The 10,249-nt window shown below is 67.3% G+C and carries 11 protein-coding genes and 1 pseudogene; 4 read left to right on the top strand and 8 right to left on the bottom strand.

Annotation, left to right across the window (positions count from 1 at the left end; genetic code table 11):
* Positions 1-196: 196 nt before the first annotated feature.
* Complete coding sequence (locus HNQ79_RS30765; protein ID WP_185036263.1) at positions 197-670, bottom strand: GNAT family N-acetyltransferase; 474 nt, start codon at positions 668-670, stop codon at positions 197-199.
* A gap of 45 nt (positions 671-715) precedes the next feature.
* Positions 716-1,591 (bottom strand): IS5 family transposase, encoded by an 876-nt coding sequence (locus tag HNQ79_RS30760; protein WP_185036262.1) that lies wholly within the window; start codon positions 1,589-1,591, stop codon positions 716-718.
* A 109-nt stretch (positions 1,592-1,700) separates the two neighbouring features.
* Here HNQ79_RS30760 and HNQ79_RS30755 point away from each other — a divergent pair, with 109 nt between their 5' ends.
* Complete coding sequence (locus HNQ79_RS30755) at positions 1,701-2,048, top strand: hypothetical protein (RefSeq protein ID WP_229923491.1); 348 nt, start codon at positions 1,701-1,703, stop codon at positions 2,046-2,048.
* A 33-nt stretch (positions 2,049-2,081) separates the two neighbouring features.
* On the opposite strand, the gene HNQ79_RS30750 is transcribed toward HNQ79_RS30755, so the two are convergent.
* Positions 2,082-2,675 carry a TetR/AcrR family transcriptional regulator gene (locus tag HNQ79_RS30750; protein WP_185036261.1) on the bottom strand — a complete coding sequence of 198 codons (594 nt, stop codon included), beginning with the start codon at positions 2,673-2,675 and terminating at the stop codon, positions 2,082-2,084.
* Positions 2,676-2,754: 79 nt separating this feature from the next.
* Here HNQ79_RS30750 and HNQ79_RS30745 point away from each other — a divergent pair, with 79 nt between their 5' ends.
* Positions 2,755-3,003, top strand: coding sequence for a hypothetical protein (locus tag HNQ79_RS30745; RefSeq protein WP_221508320.1), 249 nt, complete (start codon positions 2,755-2,757; stop codon positions 3,001-3,003).
* 56 nt (positions 3,004-3,059) lie between these two features.
* Here HNQ79_RS30745 and HNQ79_RS30740 read toward each other — a convergent pair.
* Positions 3,060-3,274: pseudogene (locus tag HNQ79_RS30740) on the bottom strand (IS5/IS1182 family transposase); the annotation flags it as partial.
* Between the two features lie 105 nt (positions 3,275-3,379).
* Between HNQ79_RS30740 and HNQ79_RS30735 the strand changes: the two are divergent.
* The gene (locus HNQ79_RS30735) at positions 3,380-3,880 is read left to right on the top strand and encodes a hypothetical protein (RefSeq protein WP_185036260.1); all 501 of its coding nucleotides are present in this window, start codon (positions 3,380-3,382) and stop codon (positions 3,878-3,880) included.
* A 1,027-nt stretch (positions 3,881-4,907) separates the two neighbouring features.
* Here the strand turns inward: HNQ79_RS30735 and HNQ79_RS30730 are convergent.
* Complete coding sequence (locus HNQ79_RS30730; protein ID WP_229923490.1) at positions 4,908-5,471, bottom strand: hypothetical protein; 564 nt, start codon at positions 5,469-5,471, stop codon at positions 4,908-4,910.
* Between the two features lie 150 nt (positions 5,472-5,621).
* Between HNQ79_RS30730 and HNQ79_RS30725 the strand changes: the two genes are divergently transcribed.
* Entirely contained in the window at positions 5,622-6,731 is a 1,110-nt protein-coding gene (locus HNQ79_RS30725) for an SMI1/KNR4 family protein (RefSeq protein WP_185036259.1), read from the top strand.
* Positions 6,732-6,813: 82 nt separating this feature from the next.
* On the opposite strand, the gene HNQ79_RS30720 is transcribed toward HNQ79_RS30725, so the two are convergent.
* The 3 genes from HNQ79_RS30720 to HNQ79_RS30710 all read right to left on the bottom strand — a co-directional run bounded on the left by HNQ79_RS30720 (position 6,814) and on the right by HNQ79_RS30710 (position 10,067).
* Positions 6,814-7,989 carry an erythromycin esterase family protein gene (locus HNQ79_RS30720; protein ID WP_229923489.1) on the bottom strand — a complete coding sequence of 392 codons (1,176 nt, stop codon included), beginning with the start codon at positions 7,987-7,989 and terminating at the stop codon, positions 6,814-6,816.
* Positions 7,990-8,391: 402 nt separating this feature from the next.
* Complete coding sequence (locus tag HNQ79_RS30715; RefSeq protein WP_185036258.1) at positions 8,392-9,297, bottom strand: LysR family transcriptional regulator; 906 nt, start codon at positions 9,295-9,297, stop codon at positions 8,392-8,394.
* Positions 9,298-9,320: 23 nt separating this feature from the next.
* Entirely contained in the window at positions 9,321-10,067 is a 747-nt protein-coding gene (locus tag HNQ79_RS30710; protein ID WP_185036257.1) for a transposase family protein, read from the bottom strand.
* Between the last annotated feature and the right edge of the window lie 182 nt (positions 10,068-10,249).

Genomic DNA, 10,249 nt, shown 5'->3' with positions numbered 1-10,249 from the left:
CACCCATCCTCCCGATCTGACTCAACGAGCCAGACCCTTGGAGGGGGTCAACTTTCAGGCGTCGATCGCGGTTCACTTTTGGGCCGTCGCCGACACTTGTGGGCGGGTACAAGGCGGTGTCACGAGCGCAGGGGTGCGTGGGACCCGGCAAGGTCCGCTGCACAGGCCCTAGGCCGTGTATCGGAAGTGGCCTTCGTCAGGTGTCGAGGGGTAGTTCCAGCAGTTCGTCCGGGGACTGGAAGCCGAGTCGTCGATAGAGGGGGATGCTGCGCTCTGACGGCCAGACGATCAGGCCCTCGAGGCCTGCGCTGCGTGCATGCTGCTGGAGCGCCTCAAGAAGCGCGGAGCCAGCTCCCCTGTTCCGTTGGGACGACAGGACGAAGTAGTTCGTGACATAGCCGACGGGGTTGTTGTCCTCGTAAGGCTCCGGCATCCGCTCCACCAGGCAGAGGAAGACGTGACCGCAGATTTCGCCTTCGGTCTCTGCGACCCAGGCCAACCAGTGGCCACTTTTGAGCCGGTCGCGGATCCAGTGTTCTGCCTCTGCCAGGGGCCGAGCGGGGGTCGCTGGTAGCTCTTCGTGGTCCTCTTGTTTGAACGTCCATCGGAGTTCGGCCAGGCGTCCCGCATCGGCGGGTCGGGCGGGGCGCACGGTGAAGTCAGTGGTCATGGGGCGAGTTTCCCGGTCACACCGCGGAACTGGTTTCCGTGCCGGTCATAGCCATTCGTTGATGGCCGCGACGAGGACCGTGGCTTCGTAACGGACAGCGAGTTTCTCGTAGCGGGTGGCCACCGACCGGTGTCTCTTGAGCCGGTTGATGCCGCACTCCACAGCGTGGCGCTCACGGTAGTCGGTCTTGTCGAACTTCGGCGGGCGGCCGCCGCGGGCACCGAGCTTCTTGCGGTTGCGGGCGTGGTCGGCCTTGTCCGGGATGGTGCAGCGGATCCCGCGTCGGCGCAGGTAGGCGCGGTTGATGCGGGAGGCATAAGCCTTGTCGGCTCGCACTCGGTCGGGGCGGGTGCGGGGTCTGCCCGGTCCTAGACGACGTACCTGGATCTGCTCCAGTACGGGCTCGAACTGTGGAGAGTCTCCGCGCTGCCCGGCTGTGATCACGATCGACATTGGCTTCTGGCCTTGTTCGACGGCCAGGTGCAGCTTGGTGGTCAAGCCGCCGCGTGAGCGTCCGAGTCCGTGGTCGGCCGGCTCGATGTCGACACCGCCTGGCGGCTCGACCTGCAGTTCGCCCCTTTTCCGTGCCCCGGCGGCGTGCTGGTGGGCCCGGCATACCGTGGAGTCGACGTTGATGTCCCACGTGATCAGACGCTTCGCGTCGGCCTGGGCCTGCAGTTCGGCGAAGATGCGTTTCCAGGTCCCGCCCCGCTGCCAGCGACGGAACAGGTCGTACACGCGGCCCCAGGGACCGTACCGCTCCGGCACATCCCGCCACGGCGACCCAGTCCGTGTCCGCCACCGTATGCCGTTGATCAGCTGCCGCCGCGTCCATATCGGCGGTCGTCCTGGCTTCTTGCCCGTTGGCAACAACGGCTCCAGCCGGGCCCACTGCGCATCGGTTAGATCTCCACGCTTCACGAAGGGAGATCATCTTCTGTCAACTGGCTGACGGGACGCGCCGGCGGCTGGGACGATCCGTGACGTGATCGCTTGGATGCACCGCACCCCACTCCGGGTGGTGATAGTGGTGTGCGCTACTGCAGCCGTCCTGCTTCTCGTTGGCGCCGTCTCCCATGTCACCGACCTTCTTCACTATGGCCTACAGCCCTACGACTGGGCTCCGAGGTGGCTCAACTTCTACTGGTCCTCGCTGGCGCTCCTCGACCTGCTCGCAGCCGCGCTGCTGATCAGCGGCAAGCGCCGAGGGACAGACCTCGCTTGCGTCATCATGGCGACCGACCTCGCCGCCAACTGGTACGCGACCTACGGCATCCAGCACAGCAACCTCGCCGCTCAGCCCGGCCTCCAACGACTGGTCGCCTTCACTGCATTTGTCTTGGGAACGGCGCCTTTTGTCCGACGGCACCTCAGCTGAGCTGACGTGAAGGACCCACTTCCGACACACGGCCTAGCGAAGGATCTGCTCGACGTGGTGGTCGAGGAGATGCTCGGCGGCTTCTGGGGTGCGGTAGCCGAGGGCGACGTCCACGCCAAGGCTGGTGGCGAGGGACCAGCAGATGTCGGCGTCGGTACGTTCCTCACCACGCGGCTCGCTTCCCCGTTCCTCACGGGCTGCCGCGATGAGGCCGGCGGTGAGGGTGAGCAGATCGTCGTCGGCTGGCGCCAGGGCCTTGGCCATTGTCGGATCGGAGACCGCCCGGCCTGCGGCCGCCAGCGCGAAGCGCATCAGCCGCGTACTCTCCTGGGCCGGGCTGATCAGGGCGTACAGGCAGGCGCGGAGGACGGCCTCCGGACTGGTCGTGTCGGCGGCGGCGACCGCGTTCTCGATGGTGGCGTTGACGGCCCGTGTGGCTCGGTCAAGGGCGTCGCGGATCAGGGCCTGCATCGAGGAGTAGTAGTGCTGGATCTGGCCCATCGAGACGCCCGCCTCCTCGGCCACCTTTCGCAGCGATACCTGCTCGATGCCGCCGCGCACGGTCAGTGACCAGACGGCCTCGACGAGGCGCGCCCTGCGCGCTTCGTGATCCACGATCTTCGGCACGGCGTCACCGCCTTTCCTCACACTTTAACCATGCGATCGCATTGCAAAACCGAGCACTGCGCGTTTACAGTGCAAGTGCATGGTAAACCGCAATCAGGCCGAGGAGGAACCCGTGAAGCATGGCCTCTACCAGGCGCTCGGTATGGCGCTGCTCGTCATCGGAGCCCAGGTTGCAATACGCCAATTCGTCGACCACGACAACGCCGGCCTGCTGGGCTGGCTGCCGGGAGGCTTCGCAGTGAACATCACCGTGTACCCACTGGCCGTCGCGATCGGCGTCGTCATCGCAGGGCGGGCTCACAATGCCCGCAAGGCGACTGGCAACTGACTCGGGGCGAGGAAAGGGGGACTGTCCGGCGGATCATGGGCGGAGCCGTAAGCGGATGCTGCTGCGGTGACGGTGCCGTGGAAGACGCAGGCCCTCTTGTCGTACCTCCTGGCGACGGCCCGTCAGTTCTTGAGGCGTTGATCGTTCGCTCGACTTCGTTCCTGCGTGTGTAGATAGTCGAGTCGAAACCCGTGGGCCGACCGCCCTTGCTGCCGCGGCGCCGGCGGCCGGCCCGCTGATTCATGGTGTGCTCGATCTGACGTCGACGCAGGCAGCAGCGTTACGCCGTCATGAATACGCCTCGTTGCCGCGGTCACCCTTAGACATCACTTCGCGGAGCCGTTCTGGGGCTCTGGGGATGCGGGATACTGCTGTGATGCTGTTGACGTGGATCGCAGAGGTGGCGGACGAGCCCTTGGCGCTGGAGCCGGCCGACCGCCGGGTGGAATGGGAGACCAACACCTGGCGCCTGAGCGCGTCGACGGAGGACAGGAGGTCGTTGTCCGTCTCCGCGGTAGTCGCCGCCTTCGAGCGGACCGCCTCAGCCATCCAGGTCCGCGTCCGCGAGCTGGGCTTTGCCGGGGTCGCGACATTCTATGTGTGGCACGACCGGCAGGCCGGTCAGCTCCGGTGTTCGACCGGCTCGGTCCCTGCGGACGCATTGCCGTTCGGCGGCGCCTACCTGATCTCGGACGATCTCGGACCGGTCATCGAGGAGTTCCTCGCTGACAAGCAGCCGGGTGCCACGAGCTGGTCGATCCTGGAAGACGTGCAGAACCACGCGGAGCAGGTAGCGGCTCAGACGGAGCTGGTGCCCATCCAGGTCTGGGCGAGCAGTGTGGGAGCAGCCCCGGGGAGACCGGTTTCGCACGGGTAGGCGGGCGGTGGCAGAGGCCAGCCGTGGACAGACCCGTGGTTGGCCTGCGGCGGTCTGGCGGCGTTGGCCGGCCAAAGTGCTGCTGGCGCTGAGCAGTTCGCTGACTCCCTTCAGGGGCGTCGGGTCGTTGAGTTCCGCTGGCCGGTGGCGGTGCCTGGGCGGCAATGATGGCGCGGGCGACCGTGCGTTCGGCGCATTCGTGGGTACCGGGTCTCGGCACGTCCCCCGCCTCGGTGGCCGCCCTCTCGGCACGCGCGGCCCCTCGCTCGCTGCCCGCCGCCCGGTCGGGCCCGCTGCGCGGCAGCAGCTACGAAGGAGGTGCCGACCGGTGCCCGAGGTGACAATGCAGGTAGTTCCTTGACAGAGTGCCCCTAATCAGAAAGGGCCAGAGCAGCGAGCAGTCCTGCTCCGCCTCCCAGGACAGTCAACTGCATGACACCCAAGGCGCGCCACCGCAGGGCAAGAAGGCCGCCGCCTGTGACTACTGCACCAGCAACCAGGAGCCACATTGCCGGCCACGCCATTTTGGGAGCGCCGGGCAAGTTGTCCTGGTCATAGCTGTCGGCCCAGCTGGCCATCCCGTAGCCGAACACCAACCAAGCGATGACCATCAAGTCGAGGACGAGGAGCGCCAGGCCGACCCCGACGTGTCGACCAGTCGACGCCTCTTTCCTGTGTCCCATCCTCACCACCGATGCCCATGACAGTCCGTTAACCGCATGAGGCCACCATGGGGCCGGGACGGGCCCTGCACATGAGTACGGATACTCAGCGTCTCCCCCTTGGCCGCGTTTCGACGGTCCCCCGCAGCCTCCCGCCACGCACGCGCCACTCGTTGTTTTCGGGAGCTCGGGATGCTGGATCTTCGAGCACCTTCACTGCCATGTTCCACTTCCTCGGCATTTTCCTTCAATGGTTCGAACCCACCGTTCGGGAACGACGCGATCCCGTTGCCCTGCCCAGAATCAGTGACTTCATCAAGCTCGCCTCCCCGATGGCGCCTCTCAGCCGCGTGCTCCGCAGACTCTTACCAGTGGTGCCAGACTTCTGCGGGGGCGATGTCCCAGGACGTGCCCGCGATTTCTCCGGTCTTGAAGAAGAGCGCCCAGGTCACCACAGCGTCGTCGGCACGTTGTGCGCCCAGCTCGATTTCGAAGCCGTCGACGGTCAGGCCTCCGCCCGGGCTGGACCGCAGCCCCGCGTCGTGCTCGATGGCGTACGACTCCATGTCTTTGCTGAGCTCCGACGGAACACGGCCGATCACACGGATGCCCTCGCAGGTCACTTGCGGACCGAGCAGTCCATCGACCAGCACGCACGTCAATCCCGCACCGGCGACGAAGTAGCACAGCACCGCGGGCCGGCCCCGGGCCGGATGCGCCTTTACGAACTCGACCCGCCACTGCGCACGGCCTGTCGAGTGCCAACTCCCCATAGCGTGCTGTTCCGCCGTGAAGCCCTGCTCCGCCATGGCGGCGACGGCGTTCTCCCAACTCATGCCGAAGGTCAGCGGTCCGATGGTCTGGCGCGGAACATACCGCCACTGATCCCGCTCCGAGTCCCAGAGAACCGCCCAATAGTCCACGCTCACGCCCTCATGATCATCGACGCGGTTCCGCTCAGCACAATCCGACCGAGAAGTCCCGAGCGAAGGCCGTGCGTGTAGTACCCAGTCGCACGAGTGCCTGGCGTCCGGGCCCCACTGTGTGCTGGCCCGGGGCACAGTGCGAGCGTGGGGCTCATGACCACTGACACACCAGCAGATGTTCGCGTCACCCGGGCATGGAGCCGGATCGTGGAATGGCTGGCTGAGTACGTTCCGCCGTCGTACGCGGCACTCAGGCCCGGCGCCAGTGAAGACGAGCTCGTGGCTCTGGAGGAAACCCTCGGCACGGGGGTCCGGGAGGAGCTGAAGGCGCTGTGGCGGCTGTCTGCCGGTGAGGACGGCGTCAACGGTTCGGGGCTCATGCTGGGTGGCTGGGCCCTGATGCCGCTCGACACCGTAGTCGAGGTCTACCAGGCGCAGATGCGGATGCAGGAGGAGAACAGTGAGGACGGCATCGAGGGCCAGGAAACGCCAGTGCGGTGGAAGCCGTCGTGGATACCGTTCTGCTCCTTCAGCCCCGGCGACACCGTCTACGGCCTCTACTTGAACGGTGAGAACGGGGAAGTGTGCCGGTGGACCAGGTTCGGGGAGCGTGAGCGGGAGTACGAGTCGCTGCCGGCCTACCTGGAACTCATGGCGGTCAGTCTGGAGGCCCCCATGGCGGCAGCCGGCCCGGAGAAGCCCGGCATGCTGGGCGGCGCCCTGGTGTGGGGACCCCCTCCCGACGAAGGGCGCAAGGACCAGTGGGTGCGCCACCTTGGCCAGGCCCCGCCGCGCCATCCGGCGAAGACTCTCGGCGCGATCCGGGAAGCTCTGCCCCGCGATGAGCGTGCGGAGTTCGACAGGCAGCGCGATGCCCTCGACCTGGCCGGCCCTGCGGCCGTCGCCGCCTTCCGGGACCACTGGTGGGAGCGTGCCGTGCAGGCCCAGGAGCAGCTGGAGGACGACGTTGCCGCCGCGCTGGGCGGGAACATCATGGTCGCGCCCGGCCGCACACTGGCACCGGAGTACGAGGCCATGCTCGCGCCCGCCATCCGCCACCGCCCGCCGTCCATGGACGACATCCGCTCCGCACTGCGCCACGAGAACGTCCGCACACGCTTCGACCGGGAGCTCATGGACGCCGTCCCGCCGCACTATCCGGCGCTGCTGCTGCGCTGGTGGGACATCGCCCGCCTGATGGCCGACCCTCGCGGTGACCGGGCCGTACGCGCCGTCATCAACGGCCTCCGCACCCCGGGTTAGCACGGGCCGAAGGCGCCGTGCGCTGCATCGCAGGCCAGGGCGCCTGCGATCCGCAGCCGCTGAGGGCGCCGCTCGCCTAGTTCTAGGGGGTCGTGAGTGGCCGGGAAGCGGTCGACACTGCGACGTAGACCAGTCCGTCGTACTCCTCGGCCGGGGAGATGGGGCTCACGTTGAAGCGATACGTCCAGCGGGGCACCATGGCGCCGAAAGTTCGCATGTGATGCCGGCCGTTGAGCCACTCCCGTACTGCCATCGGCGTGTTGCCCGCGCTGCGCAGGTCCACGAGGTGGTCGCCCGGGCTGGCGGTGGCGAGCTGGGCGTCGACGGTGCCCGCGCGGGCAGGACCGATCCGGTTGGTGACGGGGGCGCCGGCTCGTGGACGAGCCCAGGGGCCGGGCCACATTCGACGGGCGCGGAAGGAGCCGCTGCCGGACAGCAGACCGAGTGCGTAATACGCGTCGCCGAACTGTGCATGCAGGTGCTGCCCCATCGCCGGTACCGCGCCTGCGCAACGGCTCTTGGTGATGTGCCCGTTGTGAGCCCAGAGAGCGATCTTGGCGGATGGATCATTGAGAAGTTGCCCGACGGCCTCGGCCATGTACCGGTCGCGTGCGGCGAAAACGGTCTGCTCCGGGTCCGCGTGCTGCCTGGCTCGCGTCGCCAGGTCGGCGGCCCGCACCAGGATTCCGGCATGCCGGAGGGCGTCGGCCGCTTCGGGGCCTGCTCCATGGAGGAAGCTCAGGAGTTCGCCCGCCTGGTGCACCAGACGCCGCTGAGGATCAGGGTGCGATGCCGGGTATGCCTCGGCGAGCACGCGGAGCGGGGAGAGGAGTCCGGTCTCGCGCTCCGGTGCCGCCCTGCGCAGGAAGGAGCTGACCACGGCCAGGGAGTTGCCGCACTGTTGCGGGTCGATACCTGCGAAATGCACCTTTTGGCCTTCCGGGCACCCCCGGTTGTACTCGCGCATCCATGCGAGCATCCCGAGGACCTCACGGGTGCGCCAGGTCCAGAACCGCAGCCCGGCCAGTGCCCCCGCGGCGTCACCGACACCTTGGCGGACGTAGGCGTCCACCGCGGGGCCAGCGGATTCGCTGGCCTCCATGGCCAGAACTGAAAATCCCATCTCTTCGACGAGGAACTCCAGTAGGCGGTGCTTGAGCCGGAAGAACTCGCTCGTCCCATGCGTGGCCTCCCCCAAGCCCACGATCCGCACGCCGCCGAGGATGCTCTTCAGCGGCTGGAGGTCAGCAGTGGACACGCCCGCAGTCAGACCGCTCAGCGGTAAAGCGGTCCCGGCCAGCCAACGCGTCAACTCATCAGACACGGCTTTCCCCTCCGTCGCGGTCACGTCCGACGACCCTAGCCACGTCGCCGTTCGCGCAGTGCATGCCCGGCAAGCCCGCCCCACCCCGGTGCCGAAACAAAGAGCGAAGGGGGAGGTGAGAAAAATCTGGAGTGGCGAACGCGCGGCGCACTGGCCGTGACTACGAGTCTCGCCCCGAACGCTCCGAGGTGATGCTCTCCCTCGCAGCTGTCACGCTGATGGCCCGCCGTCTCACCCGGCAGCCCATCCACCCCACCCGCATCGGCCTCTCGGCCCGTTCAAGCCGTATGCCCTGCGGAGATCACTCCAGCGACTGAAGTTCGGGCGCAGGGGGGATCAGGTCTGCTGGTGCAGGGCTTCAATGTAGGCGTTGAGCGCCGGTGAGGTTGGGGACTGCTGGCGGATCATGGCGTAGAGCCGTCGGGTCAGGCTGGTACCGGCGATGTCGCGGATGGCCAGGCGTGGGTCTGCGGCGGGCAGGGTCAGGTCGGGCAGCAGGGTCACGGCGCCTGCGCTGCGGACGAGTTCGAGCTGGACGTCGGCGTCGTTGGATCGGTGTCGGAGGTCGGGGTCGAATCCTCCGTGCGCCCGGCAGGTCCCGATGATCATTGCGTGGTGTCCGGTACCGCTGCCTGAGGAAGCCCATACCTCGTGGCGCAGCGAGGGAAGAGCAACGGGCCCGGGGCGGGCGGCGAGTGGGTGCTCTGCGGGCAGAACCAGGCGTGTCCCTTCACGAAGGAGCAGGTGATGGTCCACGCCGTCGGGGCGCGGGCGGGGATGGCCTTCGTACTCGTCGCTGATGACGAGGTCGACGGTTCCCAGGCGCAGCTCGGGCAGGGCCGCTTCGAGTTCGAGTTCGGTGATCTCGACCTCGACGAGTGGGTGTGAACGTGCCACTTCCACCAGCGCGGGGATGAGTAGCCGCCGGGCTGCCGATTGCAGGCCCACGGCCCGGACCCTGCCGCGGACTTCCTGGGTCAGGTTCGCCAGTTCGGTTTCGGCGGTTTCGGCGACGTTCAACAGGACGGCGGCATGGCGGGCGAGCACTTTTCCGGCGTCGGTGAGCCGGAGTCCCCGTCCGGCCGGCTCGACCAGGCGGGCTCCGGCTTCCCGCTCCAGGACTGCCAGCTGCTGGGAGACCGCCGAGGGACTGTAGCCGATCGCGGATGCCACAGCGGCGAGGGTCCCCCGCTCGGCGAGTTCGCGAAGCATCCTCAGGCGGCGGAGATCAGACAAGACCATCCACAAATCCTAATGAGCCTCTTTCATCCCGAATAGTCGCAGGTCAGCAGTGTGTGGACGGCCTGGACGATGGTGCCGATGCGACGGGTGGAGCATCTGGCTCGCCGGAGTAGTCGCCAGGACTTCAGTTGCGCAAAGGCGCGCTCTCCGGGAGCTCTGAGCCGGGTGTGGTCCCGGTTGTACTGCTGGTAGTGCTCGGGCTGTTCGCGGTGGCGGTAGTAGGGGGTGCGGAAGGTGGCGCCAGCACCTTGGTAGGCCCGGTCGGCCAAGACGAGGATCTGCCGGGTCAGGCACGCCTGGACGATGCCGTGCGCGCGGGCAGACGTCAGGTCGTGGGTGCGGCCGGGCATCGCGCGGGAGAACCACAGCGGAGTGCCGTCCGGGGCGGCGATGACCTGCACGTTCATGCCGTGCTTGCGGTGCTTCTGCGAGTAGTACGGCTCGTCCGCGCGGATCCGGTCGATGGGAATCAGGGTCCCGTCGACGACGACGTGGTCGCCCTCACCGAGGCCGACGAGAGCCTCGTGCAGGCCAGGCGCCCAGGACGCGAGGACGTCCACGGTCTCGTCCACGTAGCGCCAGGCGGTGGCCTGGGATATCCCGAAACCGGCTCCGAGCTGCGAGAACGTCTCGTTCTTCCGCAGGTGGACCAGGGTGAGCAGCGCCTGCTTGAAGCAACCGAGCTTGCGCCAGCGGGTGTTGCGGACCCGACGATGCTCGTACAGCAGCCAGGAAACGTGCTCGACGAGCTCGTGCGGGACATCGAGCATGGCAAAATACGGAACCAACAGGGCCCCTCAGGTCGCCGGTGTGATGAGTGAGATCACCACCCCAACGACGAGGGGCCCTGCCTCGTCACCACACCCGCTGACCAGCCCATTTCACCCCTGCGAAACAGGATGAAAGAGGCTCAATGAACCCTCTCCATTATTCATCGCTGGTCCTTACCGGT

Source organism: Streptomyces candidus, from assembly GCF_014207445.1.
GTDB lineage: Bacteria > Actinomycetota > Actinomycetes > Streptomycetales > Streptomycetaceae > Streptomyces > Streptomyces candidus.
This window is presented reverse-complemented; position numbering and strand designations above follow the sequence as displayed.